Raw genomic sequence first — 20,115 nt, 5'->3', positions numbered from 1 at the left:
CTTGCGCGCAAAACAAGAGTCCTGTCGTTAAACAACCGATATTTATACAGGAGGTTTTCGAATGGATAAGAGATATTGGCTTTACACAAGACTTGGAACATCGACCTTACTTCTCGCCGCCATAAGTGGCTGCAGCCCTGCTGATACGCGTTCCCCCCAGGCAGACTCATCAGCGGTTAATTTGGAAGCTTCAAGATCACGAAACTGGTATCGAAAACCTACACCTACCGCAACACCGTCGCCTTCCGCGACACCAAAACCATCTCCTTCACCTTCAGCATCTCCTACTCCGTCGGTAACGCCGAAACCTTCGCCTACGCCGTCAGTAACACCGTCTCCGTCCCCGTCGCCTACGGCATCAGCTTCACCAGCCCAGGCGATAGTTGATATCGTAAATGGTCAGCTCGCGACTTCGCACGAAGCTAAGATTCCAGATATTCGTTACGAATGGCAAAAGTATCCTATGATAATCATGCAATCACCTTCGGGCGCGGATATTCCAAGTTGGTTTGAGTACAGCAAGCCGACATGGTGCTATACGCTGAATTCTTGGCTGCAAGTATTTGAAGCCGAAGGCAATAAAGCCACCAACACCCGTGTGCAGTTTAGAAATCTGAAGATCTATGTTCTTTCCGAAGCAACCCGCACCTGGAAACTTTTGATCACTGATAAGGCTCCTTATACGGATACCTGGAGATATCCTTTCGTGTTCGCCGCAGATAAAGGCACACGAGTGGAAGCAAGTGGTGGACTTTCATTTTTGCCTAAGTATCCGCAATTTGCCCATGGCTATGGAACGCAAAATACCATCGTGCCCGAGGATGTACGCGCCGTTTTTGTGAGCATGGAGACCGCTCTGATACTGGACAATGCGAGCGGAACAGACGATCGATCTGTGGCGAAGTACTTAGTCAATGTGGGTGCCGATTACTGGCCGAATGCGGCTGCCGTGAACAAGACTTGGGGTTATGCTCCGGGTGTGGGTCAAGGCCGCTTTATTCTGGCCACGACGTCTTGGAGAAAAGCGACAATGATAGTTCCCAATGGCCGATATGGTTCATCAATGAAGGAAATGATCGAAAAATATCCCCCACCATTGGAATAAACGTGCAGTCAGGGCTCGCGGAAACGCGGGCCCTTTTTTTTATATCCCTAACTCGGAAACCGGGACAAATTGAATGTTTAAATTATAAACTTCCGTGGTTTGCTCTTTAGTCATCAACGCGGTGACTTTGCTTTTAAACTCCCGGATCAGAGCTTTCACTTCGGGAATTTTCTCCATATCTACCGGAAGAGTTAAGGATGACACGTCTCTTTTCATCACATCAATTTTGTCCAAATTTTCAATGGCCTGACGAATACACTCGATATTGGCTTTCCGCACGACCTCTGACGGTATGTCTATTAAGGTGGTCATCGATGTATAAGTGTTCTTAAACTCACCCTTCTCACTGACGTTCAACAGTCCTTGCTTTAGCAAATGTTCAACCACCTCTGTAGCGCGTGCCTCGGGAATGGATAATTTCCTTGCAAGCCAGGGAATCTCTGAACGAAAGGTGGCCGTTTCCGCGAGTGCCATCAAAGCAAAGTATTCCCAATCACTAACGATGGAAAACTCCTCTTCAGATAAAAGGCGGGTACTTTTAGGGCGCACTCTTTTACGGCCATCGGCACGAAGATAAGCTTCGCTTTCAACCAACCGCAAAAAATAGGCAGCTTTACTTTCTTCCAGGTTTAACTTCGCAATTAATTTTTTCGCCATTTTCAAAGTGATAGGATGACGCCCATTCATGATCTCATGAAGGCGCCCACTGGAAATGCCCAACAAGGCCGCAAACGCACGGCGCGAGAACCGCTTATTCTTACTTTGCCGAGACTCATACTCAGCCAAAAGAATTTGATAAGAGTTGATTCTTGCCATTAGCTATTACCGCGATTGAATCCTGAAGTTTCTGATTTCATACATACGATTTCAGAGGAAAGATTTTATCGCAGCAACGAAATTCAATTTTACCGACGACAGTCAACAGCCATACTGTTCCAGTTTTTGGGAACGACTTAGGGAGCAACATCTCGGGGAACAGATACTAATTTACGTCGAGGCGGTGAACCATGATTCAACAGAGCCTTCACTGCTGCGGCTGTTGGAACGATATCGATAGCGCGACTGCCGCTATAATCGAGAGCATTGACATCGGCACCAAGTTTTACAAGACGATCCACACAACCTTCAGAACGACAAAAGTAAATCGCGCTACGGCCGTACTTATCGACGGCAGACACGGAAGCTCCATGCTTAATTAGCAAGTCCACCAATTCCGAATTCTCCACCGCTCTTGAAAGAGTGGTCCGACCAAAGCTGATACTATTGGAGTCTGCACCCAGTTCCAACAATGTTTCCACCGTTCGATAAACACGAGCGACGGGATATGACTTCTCTTCCAGATTCGTCAATGCGGCGTCCACCGGACTGAAACATTTTCCATTCACTGGCTTCAGATCTGCACCTCTTGTCACGAGAGCTTTGATGGACTCGATGTTGCCAGCCTTCGACGCGATAGAAAGAGGATAATGCACTCCCTGAAGGAAATTAACATTGAAGCCCGCATCCAGCAGAATATTGAGCACATCGACACGTCCCAAAATCGCAGCAAAAGAAACCGGCGGCAAAATAAACCAATTTTCATTCGGTAGTTCTTTAATCAAAGGATCATAGCGGTAGGTCAAGACTTGCTCAAGGTATCCCAACTGCGACGCCAACATGCGAACACAATCTAATTTGTTTTCATAAATAGCCGTTGCCATCCTGTCTGAAACAGATCTTAACGGATCCAACGAACATTTTGGTGCCGGAGCATTATCCAGTTTATTCGCACCGTCCGCTCGGTAATAATCTGCGATCTGCATCGAGATACGATAGTCAGATTTTTCTCCGTCATTGATCTCGAAATGCGCTAACCCCGCATACTCGTGATGAATCAAAACATACTGATCCGAGCCCTTCGCATTCATGAAGCGCTCCACATTGCAAAGGATACGAGGCACGTCCTGACCGTCGCGGAAGTTCAGACAAGTTTTTTCTGCAGCTCCCACCTTCAGAATGGTTTCCGTGCAACTGACAGATGCATTGGCCATTTGCTCCAACATGGCTCTGTAATATTGATCGTGCGTGATTCCCAACGGCAGTTGCAAAGTGGCAGAACCGCCTTTGATAATCCATTTTTCAAAATCACCGCGGATTTCGCCAATACGCATTTCACACTGATCGCCGCCGTTACCACGATCTTGACCGTCAATAAACTGCCCATAAGCAAGCGAAGACAAGAAACTAAAGGCTATTATCAAAACAAATTTCATAAAGTCCTTCTTGTGGAAACAGGTACCAGCTGAATGTTCAGATTATACACTTCGGTTTGATTCCCAGACTCCATCACGTCAGCCATTTTGTGCCGGAACTCTTGGATGATCTTTTTTGCTATGGGTAACTTCTTTAGATCGATAGCCATCGTGATGCTGGAGATATCGCGCAGGTCCACCGGTGTTTCATTCAGTGAAATCACTGCCTGCTCGATACTTTGGCGATGAGAAATTCGCAACGCCTGGGAGTCTAAGCCGTTTCCAGCTCGCACGCTTTTATTGGTCTTGGTCATTTTGCTGCCACTTAATTTAATGGCGCCGACTTTCCGAAGACGGGCCAGGGCTTCCGTGGCTTCAAGAATAGAAATCCCCAGACGTTTTGCAATCCATTTGGGATCTGCTTTAAAATCGGCAGTATCTGCCAAGGACAAAATAGCAAAGTGATACCAATCAGCCAGAACCGTAAATGCATCGTTTGAAAGAAAGTGATAATCCGTACGATCCGAAAAAGTCAGATTTTGAGGCTGCGTCTCGAGAAGCTCATTCATCTCCGATAACCCCAGACGTTCGGAAATTTTGATTTTCATCTTTTTGCTAAGGGAACGTTTGCCTGAAAGAAGCTCGGAAAGACGGCCTGGAGAGATTTCCAGGAAATCCGCAAAAGCGCGCAACGAGTAGCTCTTATTGTCTCTCTTGCGACGTAACAATTCTGTTTTGATGATCTCAACCATGTCCGTTCCCGCTTTAAAGAAGGGACATAGCCGGAGAATGCGATAGAATCAATGGTTTTGAAACATAGTGTTCCCATTTTCGGGATCACTTTGTTTATCAGCTCAAAACCATTGAATTCGTTTCAATTCATTCTGCCTCTAAGCAGGATCTCAACCACGATACTTAGGGCCATTTCATCAGCATTGCGAGCGCCGATATCTACACCCGCTGGAAGATAAACGGGCTCTTTAGCCATCTTCTCCTCGGAGCGGTTTAAATGTCTGATAATACTTTGCGCACGCTTTTCATCCCCCACAATTGCCACATGCGAAGAACGAGCGATAACGGCACAGGCCACCAAATCCAGGTCTCTTGGCGTTTGAGTCGCTACAATTACGATCTCATCGGCGCGAAACACCAAGCTGTCAAAATCAGTTTCAATACGCGGTTGAAAATCCAAAAGCATTAAATGCCTTTCCAGACTTTCCGTCACGCGCGACCGACCATACAAAACGCATTTCTTAGATTTCAAAGGTGGCTGTTCGATCCATGGAGTTCCAGGAGCCAGGATTTCGCGAAGACTGCGCATGTTAGTCCCTCGGGCCTGAGCAATTTCCGCCGCCATCTGAATCAGGACATCCGCGAATTCAATGCCCTCCATTTCCGTCGTATCGTTAATGTGCAAGCGCCATCCATAAGTCGCTGCCAGCCCACTTGCCGCAGCGGCAAACTTTAATGGAATGTCGACTTGAATGGTTTCACCGACGGGGACTCTTTCAATGCCGAGGCTAAAGAAATCCTCACCCATGTTGCGACACCAATGTGATAGAGAAGTCATCAGAGGGGCCGATGTCCGTCAGATAATTGTCGGCGACCGCCAAAGGTGCGACACGCACAGGGTAGCGTTTCAACAGATAAGAGCAATCATGGTCCCCATCTTCGTATTGCAAAATGTCGGGAACAAATTCACGAGGGATCAGCATCGGTTGAAGATTCAAAGATCGACCCGCCTGATGCACAATACTTTTACCCATTTGGGCTCTGAAAAGGCAAACCATGTCCTGCAGAATATCCACGTCTTGATTAACGTCATCAGCACGCAAAACCAGAACCCCGTCATAGTATTTGCGTAAATGAGTCAAACCGTTGCGGATGGAACTATGTTGTCCCAAGGCGAATTCAGAATTGTAAGTGACCTTTAACGGAAGATCGCGAAGAGCCTGACAATAGGCCTCAGTATCCTGCTCCGTGACGGCTATAACTTCTTCGAATGGAATATTTAAAATATCCAGAATGTTTTCACGAATAAGGGATTTTCCCACGACCGGTGAAAAACTTCCTGCAGCTATCAGTACGCATGAAATTCGGCTCATATCCAGTTCCTTTTTTTAGAACCTAGGATACGTTCGCGGCCAGAGAATATCTAAGAAGACCTGCGGGGACTGTTAAAAGTCCTAGTGGGCTTCTCCGCCGCCTCCACCTTTCACTTTATCGCACAATAAAATTAAAACAGAGCTGGCGATCAAGGCGATAGCGACTGTTTTAAAGCAATCATTGAAACTCAGTAAGTTTGCCTGTTTGCGAACCAACATATCAACAGTCGCAATGGCTTTCTGATGAGCTGTCGTGACATCAACCCCACTGCTCATAAAAAAATTCTGCAGATCAGAAATGCGCTGCTGAGTATTTTTATGAAATAGACTGACACCTTCAGTAAGCATGGCCGAGTGGAATTTCTCGCGGTGACTCATCATTGTCCCTAAAAGGGCAATCCCAACAGAGCCGCCCAAATTTCGCAACATATTAAATAAACCCGAGGCCGAGCCTACGTCCTGAGGAGCGACCAAGCCCGTGGTAATCGTCGAAAGTGGAATCATCAGCAAAGGTTGCCCCATAGCTCTGACAATCTGGGACCACATCAGTTGATCATATCCCACGTCAGCAGTTAGATGACTGTTCATCAAACAGCTGATACCAAAAATGTTAATTCCCACAAACGCCAGCCAACGCGCATCCACGCGGGCCAGTATCTTAGGCACAAAAGGCAGGATCAAAAGCTGCGGAATCCCCGCCCACATCATGGTACGCCCGATATCTATCGAGTTATAACCTTGAATGGTCGCAAGATAGAGTGGGAGCAAGTAAAGCGCCCCATACATCGCCAGTCCTACCACAAAGTTCACCAGACATCCGAAACCAAAATTTTTCTGCATGAGCAGACGCAAATTGATAAAAGGATTCTTAATTCGCAATTCAATCACCAGAAAGGCGATCAGGAAAACCACAGATAAAATCGCCAACCACACGATCGTCGTAGAATTAAACCAGTCTTTGCGCTCGCCCTCTTCCAGAAAAATCGTCAGCGAGGAAAGTCCCACCGCCATAGTAATAATACCCCAGCGATCGATCTGCTTTAAAAGTTCCAGTTGCTTGGGTGCTTTCTCGATTCCAAAATAGATCGCTGCCATCAAAAAGATGCCCGGAATCAAATTCATATAAAACACGACCGACCAGTGAAACATCTGAGTCAAATAACCACCAACTGTGGGACCGATCGCTGGCGCAAAGGTCGCGGTGATGGCAAACATCGCCATCCCAACATTGCGTTTGGAAGGTGGCATTCTTAAGATTACCTGAAATGCCAGAGGAATTAAGGCTCCGCCTGTCGCCCCTTGCAAGGCACGAAAGACAATCATCGATTCCAAATTCCACGCCAGACCACAAGCCACCGAGAAAATTAAAAACAGGATAGATGTCCAAGTCAGATAAGTGCGTAGGGAAAAAACTCGGGTCAACCAACCGCTGATCGGAATGATCACGATTTCTGCAACTAGATAGGAAGTGGAAATCCAGGAACCCTCTTCGAGGGTCGCGCCTAATCCGCCCGTGATGTCACGAATAGAAGCATTGGTGATTTGAATATCGAGGATCGCCATAAAGGCGCCCAGCACCGCACCGAAAACCGCGAGCCAGGCTTTGAAATCCATTTTAGGTTCAGCGCTTGAACCATGAGCTACCGCTGTAGACATTAGTGAATTCTGACGGAGACTTCGGTGGACATGCCAGAGATCAGTTTATCTTCGTAGCCTTTCATATCTTCTTTATCGAAAACTATTTTAACAGGAATACGTTGCACGATCTTGGTGAAGTTTCCAGTGGCGTTATCGGGAGGCAACAACGAGAACGTAGAACCCGACCCCGGAGACACGCTGTCTAAGCGACCCAAGAACGATTTACCCGGAATCGCATCAACTTTAATTTCAACTTTTTGTCCTGGCTTAAAATGGCGAATCTGATTTTCTTTAAAGTTTGCTTCGATCCAAGGGTCCTCCTCGATCAATGCCATCAAGGGTTGTCCCGGTTGCACCAGCTCTCCGGTTTCGACATTTCTTTTACCGATTTTTCCGTCTTCAGGAGCGACAATCGTCGTGTATTCCAATTGCAGTTGAGCTTTTTGAAGCTCGGCCTCTGTGACTAAAGCATCCGATTGATATTGATCAAATACCGGGCGCTCTGAAGGGCCCAGATTTTCAAATCCCTTAAAGCGTCCCAGATCGCGGTGCGATTTTCCGTAGCGAGCTTGCGCGGCTTTGACTTGAACTTCATAATCACGTTTATCCAGACGAACTAAGACATCGCCTTTTTTAACATGCTGGTTGTCCTGCACCATCACTTCCACCACCGTTCCGATAATGCGTGGGCTGACGGTGTGTAAGTGCGCTTTCACGAAAGCATCATCGGTGCTTTCAAAGAAAAAGATATTGTAGCTTGCGATGGAAATCAGAAGCAAAGCGGCGATACCACCCCACTTGGCGATCTTTTTCTGCTTGGGATTCAAATTGATTTTACCCAGAGGACTCTGCTTAATTTTTTCTTTAAAAGCCGGAGAAATAAGTTTGTCGGAAAGAGAACGAAACGTTTGCGCCCATTGCGGCGTTGCTACTGAAGACATAGAGAACACTCCATCTGGAATGCTCTTGGTTTAACAAATGTCATTTACTAAGGCAACTAAGCTTCTCGATTTATTTACCGAGCCCCCAATAGTATCATGATGTTAGGGCCCAGAAGTTCCCTCGAGAATGGCTAGGCGGCGCTCCCGTTCGGATTCAGAAGCTTATTCAGAACTTCAGGCATGTCGAGCACCATGAAGATTTTCTTTTTCCCTGAGAGGTCGGGCATCTCGATCACTTCTTGAATGTCACCCCGAAGTGCGGTGATGGCATCTTTGGCAAACAAGCTTGGGATCTTAATCTTTTTAGCTTCATCAACGGTATCAATCGACTCTACGGAGTCTACTAGCAAACCAATTTTGCCCTGAGCTCCGCGCACGATCAGAATGCGCGAGTTCGAGTAGTCACCGGTATAGGTCATCCCGTAATACATTCTCAAATCCACCAACGTCACCACTTCGCCGCGCATGTGTTGAACACCAACAACATAATCGGGATAACCCGGAGGCTTCACCATGTCTTCAGTCAGATTTGCAATCTCATCCACGCTGCTTAAGCGAGTGGAAAGCATATATTCGAGTTTAAAGGAGATATACGGATGGCGCTCCCCCGCAGTTTCTTTCTCCAACGCTTTGGCGTTTTCTTTAGAATAGAGTGCACTGTGACCCCGGGTAAATTCGTGAATCTCGCCTTCACTGAAAAGCTGATCTTCTGCTAGGAGAAGGACATTGCAAGTTTCAGAAACGGCCAGCATCCCTCGCATCATATTGACCTTTTCCTGCTTGAACATCGGAATCGGCAATAGATCTTCTTCAAAATAAGTTTTGATACTGTCGACAGAGTCCACCAAGAAGCCAACATAGAAGTCTTGAATTTTAAGAATGATAATTCGCTGCGCTTCCGCGTCGAGTGACGGACCGACCTCTTCGACATGCAGAAACTTTTTAAAATCCAGGACAGGAATCACAACTCCACGCAAGCTGACCACCCCCAGGGAGTAATTTACTTGCATCGAGCTTCTTTTAATTTCAGGTACGCGGATGATTTCCCGGATGGCCGACAAATTCATTCCGAAATCGCGAGTGCCAGATTTAAACGTGATGCACTGACGACGAGTAAACTTCTTTTTCTTGGTCTCATCAGCGCCATTTTGCGAAGTTGTAGCAAGACTCGCGATATTTTCAATTTTTAGAAGGGAGGCGGGTTCAATCACTTCCACCAAGCGCTCACCGTTGTTCAATTTTAAAACTGATTTTACGACAGAGCGAACACCTTCAGGATTGTCATTAAAATGGCAAACTGAATCCACCGGAACATTTAGAATTTCCGAAGTGGAATCAAAGTACAAACCGATCTTCACACCCTCAGCGACCACCACGGCAATTTTGCCGACCGCACCCTCCAAGTGGTTTAGATCGAGTAAAGTCCCCATGTCGACTACAGGAATAACTGTGCCGCGCAGATTAAAAATGCCCTTGAGGTAAGAGGGTGCCAAGGGCACCGGACTGATTGCATCCGGTACGTTGACGACTTCCTGCAAAGACACGACAGAAATCGCAAGCTCGGTCGTGCCCAACTTAAAGGAGGCAAACATTTGCAGTTTATTTAATGCTTTCTTTCCACTCACAGCACTCATCACGCGGCTCTCTTGTAAATTAGGGGCTTGGAGTATTCAAAAGACGTTTTCAAGCGGGCCAGGGATTCAGCTTCCCCAATAATCAGCACCCCTTCAGGTTTCAGGCTTGCATATATATTGCGTAGAACCAATTCCTGATCCGGCTCATTAAAATAGATCAGAACATTTCGTAAAAATACGATATCGAAAAAAACTGTGCGCGTACCGCGAGAATGCAGATTGTGCACGAAGTATTCGATATTCCCCAAGACCGACTCGCACAGGTGCGGATCGGCTTTGGTACTATTGATAAAATAACGATGAAACAACTGCGGCACGCGGGAACGAATATCGTCGATACTGCGAGCTTTATAAACACCTTTGCGGGCGTTATCCAAAACATCGGTATCAATGTCAGAGGCATAAATCTTATACTGGAAACCGGGTGTGGAGCGTTTATGTTCCTCGCACATCATTCCAATACTGGCGGATTCTTCCCCCGTCGAGGAAGCGGCTGACCAAACGCGCAGAATTTCGCCGGGATTATTTTTACTCCAGTTTTTCAGGAACTCGTTTCCAAAGTAATCCCAAATCACCGGTGTTCGAAAGAAGATAGTTTCATTCGTGGTAATTGTATTTACGAACTTTTGAATCTCTTCTTTGTGGGATTCCAAATAGTCAATATAGGCTTCAGCTGTCGTAAGGCTCAGTTCTTTCATACGCGGGCGAATACGAGAGAACAAGAGTTCCCGCTTGCGCTCCTCCATAGTGATGCCCGTATGTTGTTTTACCAGACTGATCAGCCGGCGCAATGCCGGCCCACTCAAAGTACGTTCAGCTTCGGTCGACATATATTAAACCACGAATCTAGAAACAGTTTTGTTCAAGTCTTCCGCTCCACTCACCAGAGATTTCGTCGCACTGGCAATGTTCTCTGACGCTTGAGCTGATCTTGTCGCTTCGTTGGCAATGTACTGAATCGCCTGGCTGATGCCTTTTGCGGATTCAGATTGCTCCTCGGCGGCTACGTTAACCTCAGCAATGGACTGGGTCGTTTTCTCGATACCAGAGACGATCTTACTGAAAGCCTCGCCTGCTTGTTTGGAAATAGCACTGCCCTGCTCAACACGTTTTACGGATTCGTTGATCAGTTTAGAGATCTCTTTAGTCGCCTGAGATGAACGCTCTGCCAGTTTACGAACTTCATCCGCCACAACCGAGAATCCTAAACCATGCTCGCCTGCACGCGCCGCTTCGATCGCCGCATTAAAGGCTAACAAATTTGTTTGGCTGGCGATCTCGCTGATCACTTTGATGATCTCGCTGATATCTTCAGATGATTTATTGATCAGCTCCATCGCTTCAATTGACTTCGAAATGGATTGGCTGCCTGTTTCCGCTTCCTTATGAGTGACTTTGGCTAGCTCGTTGGCTTTTTTTGTATTGTCAGCAATGGAAGCAATCGACGCTGTAAACTCCTCGATCGAGGCGTTCATCTCTTCAACCGTTGCGCCCAGACTGTGGGCACCGCCGGCTACGTTATTTGATTGATCCGCGATGGATTTGGAAGATGTCCCGAAACCACTCGCTGATTCGACCACTTTACCGATAACGCCGCGAAGGTCGCGCATCATCGTCGAGATACCTGCCGCCAACTGTCCCAAAGCATCTGTACCTTCCACAGTAATCTCTGTACTCAAATCACCAGCTGCAGCGCGGTTCACGACCGTCAAAAGTTGATCGACTTTCTTTTGGTCGTCTTCCGCTTTACGTTTGATGGATTGCTCAAGCTCATACTGTTCAGTGATATCTGATGCGAATTTCACAACCTTATAAGGCTTGCCACTTGCATCCATAATAGGATTATAAGTTGCTTGAATCCAAATCGTGCGATCGCCAGAACCCTTGCGCATATAGCGACCGGAATCAAATTCGCCACGGTTCAACTTCTTCCAGAAGCTTTCATACTCTGACGACCGAATATACTCAGAATCACAAAACATGCGGTGATGCTTACCCTGGATTTCCGACAGACTATAGCCTAATGTCTTAAGAAAGTTTTCATTGGCATTGATAACCGTGCCATCGAGATTAAACTCGATGACAGCTTGAGCCTTGCTGATCGCAGAAATTTTACCCTCGTCTTCAGCGCTTTTCATTTTAGCCGCTGTGACGTCGGTGGCGAATTTTACAACTTTATAAGGTTTACCTTCGCTGTTTAAGACTGGATTGTAGGATGCATTGATCCAAACTGCACGACCATCTTTGCTGATGCGCTTGAACTCACCGGAAGCAAATTCGCCTCTGGCCAAAGCCTGCCAGAATTTTTTATAATCGATACTGCGAGAATATTCCACATCACAAAACATTGAGTGATGTTGCGCTTGGATTTCATCCAAGGAATACCCCAACGTCTTTAAGAAATTTTCATTCGCTGTAACAATCGTACCATCAAGATTAAACTCGATGATGGCTTGTACTTTGTGAAGGGCCTCAAGGGTTTGCCTTATCTGACTCACTTCATCTGACTCTGTCGCTGATGTTTCAATAAGACGTGCAGTTGACATTCTTTCTCTCCTTAATAAATACTCGATGTTCCCTATTTCGGCATAAAAAATATGAGGTATGAACTTTTGTATTACGATATCGGAAACTTAATTATTCTGTTCCAGTCCGATCCGAATAAAGTTTCTTGATAACTCTCAAGCAAGCCAAATAATAACCAATTCTGATTTGTTTAGAGTTTACTCACATCTACGTACCGCAATCGTGAATAACTAAACTATACGACATTTGCTTTTATATACCGAATTAAGTTTATGGTTTTCTCGAAAATAGATTCTCGTGAAAACGTTTTGAAAATGGAATCTGCAATGCTGGTGTATCGAAAATGAAAAAAGCAGTCGGAAGACGACTGCTTTTCTTGATCACTTAGAGTGACAGCTATTATGATAGGGTAAATTAGTGATTCGCACCCAAAATTTGCGGCTTCACCAAAATCGACTGATAGATCTTATAGTTTCTTTTTACCAGGCGAACGTATTCGCGTGTTTCCGTGTACGGAATCATTTCAACGAACAAATCGATGTTCTCAGTAGGATAACGCTTTTGCCACTGGCGCACCATCGCAGGTCCCGCGTTGTAAGCTGCGAGAGCCAACTCTACAGAGCCAAAATCAGCGATCAATTGAGCCAGGAACTCAGACCCTGCATGGATATTCGTCTCCGGATTTAACAGTTGCACGGGCTTTTTAACGCCAAAGTGCTTAGCTGTCGGATAAATCAACTGCATAAGACCTGCAGCACGAGCACGGCTGCGCGCGGCCTTGTTAAAAGCGCTTTCTTGACGAATAAGAGCTTTCACCAGGATTGGATCCGCACTCTTGCTGTTTTCAACGATCTCTTTCCAATAACGAATTGGGAAAAGAAGATTTGCTACAGATGTCGTTAAGGAATCTGGATGATCTGCCAAATACTTATGAAGAGCCTGGAACACCGATAAGTCAGCACCATTGGCACTCATCAATACCAGCATAGAAGTCTGAAACGGCTGAGGCAAAGAACGAAATTTTTCCAAGTTCATTTTACCAGCCAAGTATTGAACTGTCTCAGGGCGCTCTTCATGAGTCAACCGAACCATGGAAGCAAGTAAGCGATCCCATTCCGGATCACCACTCTCCACACCCAGATACCATTGTGAAGGGGCTGCTGGCGATTGGAATGTGCTTACCAAAATACCATAGCCGCCCAAGGGATTTGCCTGTTTGCTTTCAGCATTGACTGCGCAAAAGCTTTTTAGGTAAGCCTGACGGTCACGCATACCACGCTCCATAGGAGCTGGGTATTTATCCAAATAATCTACCGCGCGAGGGCATTCATTTTGTTGAATTGCGAAAACCGCCAAACGGAAAACGCTTTCCGTCTTAGAGATATTATCGCACGTCAAAACTTTTTCATGCAGTTGCTTGGAAGTATCGCGAGCTGCTTGCTCGGGGAAATCCAACTCCAGGGAGTATCCTAAAGCCTGGCTTTCCAGTGCTTTATCACAATTGAAGTCTGCGACTAGCTCTTCACCATGAGTCACCCGTTTCTTAGGGCTCCAACCGCGAAACTTTTTAAGGAAAGCAGATTGCTGCTTTTTATCCGGGTTATCGTTTTTAATGCGCTCAGCCCTAACGGAAGTCGCCATATCAGCGGCTGGATCTCTGGAATCCAAGCTACCATAAGGTTGTGCCTTCAGTTGTGATTTTAAATATTCGATCGTGGCATCCTGGCCTTGAGCCAATGCTTGATCCAATGTCAATGCACCTGCAGGAGCTGGTATTTGGACCACCTCTGCTACCGCCGTCGGCTGACGGGATTTAGAGGCACAGGCTGCTAAAAATACGAATGAAATAAGAACTAGTTTGCGCATATAAACTTATCGGATTTTTGCCCGATTTTCCGTGGCCCAGTTTGAGCATATTTAAAAAAAATATAGCGATAATGTTCTGGAAATTGTAGATCCAGGATTCATTCTGGGCCAGCTGGACTTTTCTCAATTTGAAACAACTGGACCGCCTAAATATTCAAGATGGCTGCAAGAAATGGAACGATTTCGAAAAAGCCACAGTTCTTCACTGTACGATGATCCGCTGTCAAACTGGGTCGGATTTTCTGGATTACGAATTCGTGACTATGTATCTTCTCCGCACCACTTCATTTGCTGGCCGCGAACCGATGCCATGTGCCAATGATTTCAAAACCTGCGGAAGTCGCAGCAGCTATTCTGACCGCCGCGGAATTAATGCCGGTGAAAAATACTAAATAAAGACTTCGCCCTGGAATAAAGGACGAGCCGTTCTATAAAAACTGCCACTGCGAACACTCCAGTGGCCATTTTTATTTTCCACTTCGGCGTCCAATTGCAAAACTCCAGAAGGCATTCCGATGCGAACCTGCTTAAGACTGCGACCATGAACGGCTTCGTGAATAACACTCCCCGGAAGTTTGGCGGTCACAGCAGAACACAAAGAAACGGTCAAGGGCAAGGCCTTGTGAGGCTGACCACTTGCGATCACGCGCATTTCAAAATCCATGTCCTCGTTTGTGGCAGGACTGATGATGCCAATATAAGGAATCGCGATATAATTTTTTGCATCTTCAAGATCTTTGGAAATTCCCATCGCCACAGATGCATGACGACGAACCAGATCTAATTTTTTTAATAAATCTTTGGCTTGCTCAAGCTCAATCGGCATTTCTTTGCCAGTCATACCCACATCCTGTGCTCGCACGAAAACGCAGGCGTTGGCAGCATCGACCATCGAAACTTCAATCGGACCGACCCCTTGGACTTGCAAAGTTTCGCAGATCTTTCCCGTCGGCAAAAGTTTTCCCGTGGAGGCACCGCCGGGTTCTTGAAACTCCAAACGAATGGGAGCCCCAGTTCCTGACACTCCAGGAATTTCAAATTTCCCCGTGAATTCAGGTTGACCATTTTTCACCGGGAAATATGAATGAATTATCTTTTGTGTATTGGTATTAAAGATGCGCACACAGGCCTCATTCCCCGTGACTTCACACAGTCCCTGCATAACTGCAAAAGGCCCGATTGCAGAGCTGATATTGCCGCAATTTCCTTTGTAATCAACCCTGGCTTCAGTGACAGATACTTGGGCGAATGTATAATCCACATCCGCATCAGGATGCTTTGAAGATCGCACGATAGCGACTTTGCTAAGTGAGGAGATTCCTCCACCCATTCCGTCCAACTGTCGCCCATAACTGTCAGGGCTTCCCAGAGCGCGCAAAAATAATGCGTCCCAGGATTTACGATCCGCCGGCAAATCGGTTTCAATAAAAATGAGGGCACGGCTAGTGCCACCTCTCATGTAGAGTGCGCGATATGAAGTCATGTTATCAAACATCATAAACCCATTTGTCTTAAAAAACCAACGGCGTAGTCTTGGGGCTGTTAGAAGGAGGCATGTATGAAGCTCGTCGTATTATTTGCCATCGTTCTTTGTGGAGTCGCCCTGCAAACTTTTGCCTGAAAGCTTAAAAACTTTCATAAGGTAAAAAAGGCTGGGAAATATCAAAGCACTGCCTATGCACAGTGCATAGGTTAACTGGCGCAACGTGGCCTCAGGTGCCACAGCTTCGTAAAATGACAAAGGTCCTTGGGTGGTTATCAAGGCCGCCGGGGCAATAGCGAAAAACCAGCCCAAAATAATCAATGACACTTGCGCTGCCGCCGTTAATCGAACCAAAAACGGCTGATTGCGTTTTAGTAGCTGCCATAAAAGAAGAAACAGCAAAGTGGCCAACACCACACAAGCGATGGATAAAGGATGCTGCAAAAACGCCTTTAAAAAAGCACTTTGCTCAAAATAAGCGGCCGCAAAAACACATCCTCCTGACAAGATCACCGCAATATTCAAAACGAATCCGCGCTTCCAAAAATACTTTTTAAGCTCGCTGTCCTTAGTTTCGCCGACTAAATAAACGGCTGCTAAAAAAGCGCAAATACAAACTGTGAAACATCCCATCGCAATCGGTACCAATCCCGACCATGGGGCCACATAGGCGTCAGTAAAGTTTGTCGCCTGAGGATCAAGGCGTCCTTGCCAAAGGCTGCCAGCCAATATTCCCAACCAAAACGTGGTCCACAGACTGGAGAGACTGAATATCAACGAATACACGCGTTGAGATTTCGCATCGTGAATCGCATCGTAATGCCGAAAGGTAAAAGCCGTTCCGCGAGCGACAATCCCCACCAGCAGAGCCACCATAGGTATATGCAGATGCACCATCACCATCGTAAAAACTGTCGGAAAACCCATGAACAAGATAACCACAATTAAAATCAGCCACATATGATTGGCTTCCCAAACAGGCCCCATGGCATCGTTCACGACCGCCCGCTGCTTAATTTGCAATTGGGGCAAAGGAATCAACTCTAAAATCCCCGCCCCATAATCAGCGCCGCCCAAAACCACATACAAAAGGATTGAGGCCGCCATAAAAAATAAAAGAACTTCAATCATCTTGGACCTCCCGATTCCATGTTACGTTCCGCAACCTGCAGTTGACGACGGAACAGCCACGCCGTCACAAAAGATAAAAAGAAATAGAGCACAAGAAAAAGATAGAAATGGAATTGAACTCCGGGCATCGGCGTTACCGCATCCTTCGTTTTCATAATTCCATAAATGATCCAAGGCTGTCGTCCCACTTCTGTCACAACCCAACCCGCCTCAATCGCAATAAAACCCAATGGAGCGGCAGCCATCAGAACTTTCAAAAACCAATCCGGCAGAGCATTTTTTCGCACAAGCAGCAGATACAAAAGCCCCAGTCCAATCATCAATGTGCCAAGACCGACCATTATTTGAAAAGCAAAGTGCGTAACCATGACCGGAGGCCACTCCTCCCTTGGAAAGTCATTCAAGCCCTTCACCGTCGCATTGAAATCATTGAAGGCCAGGAAGCTCAGCATACCAGGAATTTTAACAGCGCCATGGACTTCACCCGTTTCCACATCTGGAATTCCACCAATAATTAAGGAAGCCCGTGGTTCGGTATGAAAATGCGCCTCCATGGCTGCCAATTTTGCCGGCTGATATTCGGCAACTTTCTGTGCTGCAAAGTGACCGACCATCGGTTGGATCAAAGAAGCCACCGTCGCAAACGTCATGGCGATTTTCAAGGCACGCAGGTGCAACGTTGAGTGTTTTCGCTTTAGCAAAAGAAAGGCGTGCATTCCCGCAACAGCAAAGCCCACAGCTTGGACAGCGGCGACTTGCATATGCAGAGTTTGGTGCAGCCACGCGCGATTAAACATCGCCGCTATGGGATCGATATTAATCGCTTGTCCATTCACCCACTCGAACCCGGCTGGTGAATTCATCCAACTGTTTGCGGCCACCACAAAAACTCCGGAAGCAAATCCAGAAATTCCCACAATCAGTCCCGCCGTCCAGTGCACCCAACGATTCATGCGATTCCAACCATACAGGTAAAGTCCGATCGCGATCGCCTCAAGAAAAAAGGCGGTTCCTTCCCAGGAAAAGGGCATACCGATAATCGCGCCGGCATGTTTCATAAATCCAGGCCACAGCAAACCCAGTTCAAACGACAGAACCGTCCCAGAGACAGCGCCCACCGCGAAAAGAATCGCCACGCCCTTCATCCACAACTTCGTGAGTTCTAGATCTTCAGCGCGATTTTTTTTAAGATACAGAAAATGGGCCACCGCCATAAAGAAAGGCATCACCATGCCTATGGCAGCGAAAATAATATGAAAGCCCAACGAGAAAGCCATCGTTGAGCGCGCGGCAAGTAAATCGTCCATACTTGAAACCCTCAGTTCGGGGCGAGTATGGCCCTAGATATAAAGATTGAAAATACGAATGTTAAAAGTGCAACCCTATGTTGCCATCACTTAATACGGCGTGACCTTGTCCATATCCATATTTCTTAAGGCTGGAGACCTCCATGCGATCACACTCACGGTCACTAAACACATCACAGCACCAAAACACGCTGCGGGGACCGTACCAAGAAACTTCGCCGCCACACCGGACTCAAATTCACCGACTTCATTAGACGAGCCAATGAACATCGAATTAACAGATGATATTCTTCCACGCATATGATCCGGAGAAGCCAATTGCACAGCGGTACTTCTGACCACCACGCTGACGCTATCAAAGATTCCGCTAAAGCCCAGAGCAAATAAGGACAGATAAAAATTCTTGCTGACGGCGAAAACTAAAATGCTCAAACCAAATCCAAAAACGGCAGTGAGCAAATACTTACCCGCATTTTTGCGAATAGCGACGCGAGTAAGAATAAAGCCCATCACCATGGCACCAACTGCCGGTGCGGCTCGTAAAATTCCTAAACCACGGGGACCCACAGCCAAAATTTCTTTCGCATAGATAGGCATCAACGCTGTCACTCCGCCGAATAATACGGAAATCATATCCAGTGAAAGTGCTGGCAACAAAATCGGATGACCAAAAACAAAGCGCACGCCTGATTTCAATTCTTCCATCATCGCACGGGATTCTCCGGTACTAGCGGGAGCTTCGATCTGCATTTGAATTTTATAAGTCGCTAACAAAGCACCAATCAAAAGTACGAAAATCACCGAGTACGCAACTTCCAATCCCAGGAAGCCAAAAATCAAACCGCCCAATGCGGGCCCCGACACCCGGGCTGTTTGCATCGCTGTACTCATCCAGGCCAAAGCTTTGGATAAACCTTCTCGCTTGGTCATTTTAGGAAGAATGGCATACATCGAGGGCTGCGAAAACGCGCGAGCCGCTCCAGAAAAAATCGAAGACAGATAAAGGGCAACGATCTGCCAGTGATCCGACAAACGAGCTCCATAGAATCCTGCGATCAGCAGAATTCCGGCAGAAATCAAACTGCCTTCAAGCACCCAACGATAAACTTTGATAGGACGAGAACGATCGACGATATAGCCTGCATACAATGCCAGGCCCAGGGCGGGAATGGCTTCCGCTAGTCCGATGAATCCCAGCGACAAAGGATCTTGAGTGAGTTCGTAAATTCTCCACCCAACAACCACCGCCTGCATTTGCACAGCCAAGGTAAAGAGAAATCTTGCGGAGATAAGCTTTTTAAAATCAGAAAGGGCCGAGGACGGTTGCATAGGTGACTATACATACGCCCACTCCGCCCTCTTGCGCAATTCGCTTTATCAAACAAAGAAGATCCAGACTATGGCTCCGATTAGCAATGCCGAAGCCAAACAGATTCCGACGACTCCCGAAAAGACTTTCAAGGGACTTGATTCCAAGTCATGAGTTCTGTGAGGTCGTTCTGTCATCCCCTCGACTTCTTCGGGACCCTCATCATCATCTTCCGCAAATCTTTGCTCCCGAATTCTTCTTTGCTCTTTGCGAATTTCCGGTTCGATATCCATCATAACCACCTCACTCGACAGTATAAAAATCCGTCTCTATCAGGTTGAAACTTTCGGGAATTGAACTCAAGGAGGAGGATACTGATTTTGGGCAAAAAAAAACCCTTGGTACAAGACCAAGGGTTTGAAGACTTAATTAAGTCAGCTAGGAACTAGCGAGGACCGCGGTTACCACCGCCGAAACCACCACGTCCGCCGCCGCCACGGCCGCCACCGAAGCCGCCACCACGGTTCTCACGAGGAGCCATTGGTTTTGCTTCAGAAACGTTCATTGCACGGCCAGAAAGTTCAGCGCCGTTCAATTTAGCGATTGCTGTAGCAGCTTCATCATCAGTAGACATTTCTACGAATGCGAAACCTTTGCTACGGCCTGTTTCACGATCAGTTACGATACGTGCAGATTCAACGTTACCGAATTCAGCAAAAGCGTCTGCAAGAGTTTGTTCGTCTAGTTGGTAAGAAAGATTTCCTACGTAGATTTTTTTACCCATTTTAATACCTCCTAAAATGGCATTTGGTAGCCCACTGTTGAGGAGATGGCATAAT

The 20,115-nt window shown here is 46.7% G+C and carries 19 protein-coding genes; 2 read left to right on the top strand and 17 right to left on the bottom strand.

Translation table 11 applies throughout. The features are described from left to right. Positions 1-61 precede the first annotated feature (61 nt). Positions 62-1,105: a hypothetical protein gene (locus tag DOM22_RS04710; RefSeq protein ID WP_142699268.1), complete on the top strand. Its 1,044-nt coding sequence runs from the start codon at positions 62-64 to the stop codon at positions 1,103-1,105. A 39-nt stretch (positions 1,106-1,144) separates the two neighbouring features. On the opposite strand, the gene DOM22_RS04705 is transcribed toward DOM22_RS04710, so the two are convergent. The 11 genes from DOM22_RS04705 to DOM22_RS04655 form a co-directional block, all read right to left on the bottom strand. Continuing rightward, positions 1,145-1,921, bottom strand: a complete 777-nt coding sequence (locus DOM22_RS04705) for a TIGR02147 family protein (protein WP_142699267.1) — start codon at positions 1,919-1,921, stop codon at positions 1,145-1,147. 137 nt (positions 1,922-2,058) lie between these two features. Beyond that, positions 2,059-3,357, bottom strand: a complete 1,299-nt coding sequence (locus tag DOM22_RS04700; protein ID WP_142699266.1) for an ankyrin repeat domain-containing protein — start codon at positions 3,355-3,357, stop codon at positions 2,059-2,061. Beyond that, positions 3,354-4,088, bottom strand: coding sequence for a TIGR02147 family protein (locus DOM22_RS04695; RefSeq protein ID WP_142699265.1), 735 nt, complete (start codon positions 4,086-4,088; stop codon positions 3,354-3,356). The genes DOM22_RS04700 and DOM22_RS04695 overlap by 4 nt, the downstream gene beginning before the upstream one ends. 122 nt (positions 4,089-4,210) lie before the next feature. Further along, on the bottom strand, positions 4,211-4,906 hold the full coding sequence (locus DOM22_RS04690; RefSeq protein ID WP_142699264.1) for an XdhC family protein: 696 nt from the start codon (positions 4,904-4,906) through the stop codon (positions 4,211-4,213). Beyond that, the gene (locus DOM22_RS04685; RefSeq protein WP_142699263.1) at positions 4,869-5,441 is read right to left on the bottom strand and encodes an NTP transferase domain-containing protein; all 573 of its coding nucleotides are present in this window, start codon (positions 5,439-5,441) and stop codon (positions 4,869-4,871) included. The genes DOM22_RS04690 and DOM22_RS04685 overlap by 38 nt, the downstream gene beginning before the upstream one ends. 81 nt (positions 5,442-5,522) lie before the next feature. Then, on the bottom strand, positions 5,523-7,097 hold the full coding sequence (locus tag DOM22_RS04680; protein WP_142699262.1) for a DHA2 family efflux MFS transporter permease subunit: 1,575 nt from the start codon (positions 7,095-7,097) through the stop codon (positions 5,523-5,525). Continuing rightward, positions 7,097-8,020 carry an HlyD family secretion protein gene (locus tag DOM22_RS04675; protein WP_142699261.1) on the bottom strand — a complete coding sequence of 308 codons (924 nt, stop codon included), beginning with the start codon at positions 8,018-8,020 and terminating at the stop codon, positions 7,097-7,099. Before DOM22_RS04675 ends, DOM22_RS04680 begins: the two co-directional genes overlap by 1 nt. Positions 8,021-8,151: 131 nt before the next feature. Continuing rightward, entirely contained in the window at positions 8,152-9,654 is a 1,503-nt protein-coding gene (locus tag DOM22_RS04670; RefSeq protein ID WP_246845938.1) for a chemotaxis protein CheW, read from the bottom strand. Further along, the gene (locus DOM22_RS04665; protein ID WP_142699260.1) at positions 9,654-10,484 is read right to left on the bottom strand and encodes a protein-glutamate O-methyltransferase CheR; all 831 of its coding nucleotides are present in this window, start codon (positions 10,482-10,484) and stop codon (positions 9,654-9,656) included. Before DOM22_RS04665 ends, DOM22_RS04670 begins: the two co-directional genes overlap by 1 nt. A 3-nt stretch (positions 10,485-10,487) precedes the next feature. Beyond that, on the bottom strand, positions 10,488-12,200 hold the full coding sequence (locus DOM22_RS04660) for a methyl-accepting chemotaxis protein (protein ID WP_142699259.1): 1,713 nt from the start codon (positions 12,198-12,200) through the stop codon (positions 10,488-10,490). Positions 12,201-12,594: 394 nt separating this feature from the next. Further along, a complete protein-coding gene (locus tag DOM22_RS04655) occupies positions 12,595-14,046 on the bottom strand; it encodes a lytic transglycosylase domain-containing protein (RefSeq protein ID WP_142699258.1) in 1,452 nt (483 codons plus the stop codon). A 128-nt stretch (positions 14,047-14,174) separates the two neighbouring features. Between DOM22_RS04655 and DOM22_RS04650 the strand changes: the two genes are divergently transcribed. Beyond that, complete coding sequence (locus DOM22_RS04650; protein WP_142699257.1) at positions 14,175-14,438, top strand: hypothetical protein; 264 nt, start codon at positions 14,175-14,177, stop codon at positions 14,436-14,438. Here DOM22_RS04650 and DOM22_RS04645 read toward each other — a convergent pair. The 6 genes from DOM22_RS04645 to DOM22_RS04620 form a co-directional block, all read right to left on the bottom strand. Then, positions 14,435-15,544, bottom strand: a complete 1,110-nt coding sequence (locus DOM22_RS04645) for a 2-methylaconitate cis-trans isomerase PrpF family protein (protein WP_246845846.1) — start codon at positions 15,542-15,544, stop codon at positions 14,435-14,437. The two genes, DOM22_RS04650 and DOM22_RS04645, sit on opposite strands and share 4 nt — an antisense overlap. Positions 15,545-15,619: 75 nt before the next feature. After that, a complete protein-coding gene (locus DOM22_RS04640) occupies positions 15,620-16,660 on the bottom strand; it encodes a cytochrome d ubiquinol oxidase subunit II (protein WP_142699256.1) in 1,041 nt (346 codons plus the stop codon). Next, the gene (locus tag DOM22_RS04635; RefSeq protein ID WP_142699255.1) at positions 16,657-17,967 is read right to left on the bottom strand and encodes a cytochrome ubiquinol oxidase subunit I; all 1,311 of its coding nucleotides are present in this window, start codon (positions 17,965-17,967) and stop codon (positions 16,657-16,659) included. The genes DOM22_RS04640 and DOM22_RS04635 overlap by 4 nt, the downstream gene beginning before the upstream one ends. A gap of 90 nt (positions 17,968-18,057) precedes the next feature. After that, complete coding sequence (locus tag DOM22_RS04630) at positions 18,058-19,296, bottom strand: MFS transporter (protein WP_142699254.1); 1,239 nt, start codon at positions 19,294-19,296, stop codon at positions 18,058-18,060. Positions 19,297-19,344: 48 nt separating this feature from the next. Next, a complete protein-coding gene (locus DOM22_RS04625; protein ID WP_142699253.1) occupies positions 19,345-19,572 on the bottom strand; it encodes a hypothetical protein in 228 nt (75 codons plus the stop codon). A gap of 149 nt (positions 19,573-19,721) precedes the next feature. Continuing rightward, a complete protein-coding gene (locus DOM22_RS04620) occupies positions 19,722-20,060 on the bottom strand; it encodes an RNA-binding protein (RefSeq protein WP_142699252.1) in 339 nt (112 codons plus the stop codon). Positions 20,061-20,115 lie beyond the last annotated feature (55 nt).

This window comes from Bdellovibrio sp. ZAP7, assembly GCF_006874645.1.
In the GTDB taxonomy this organism is placed as follows: Bacteria; Bdellovibrionota; Bdellovibrionia; order Bdellovibrionales; family Bdellovibrionaceae; genus Bdellovibrio.
Note: the sequence above shows the minus strand (reverse complement) of the source record. Positions and strands in the feature narration are given on the sequence as shown.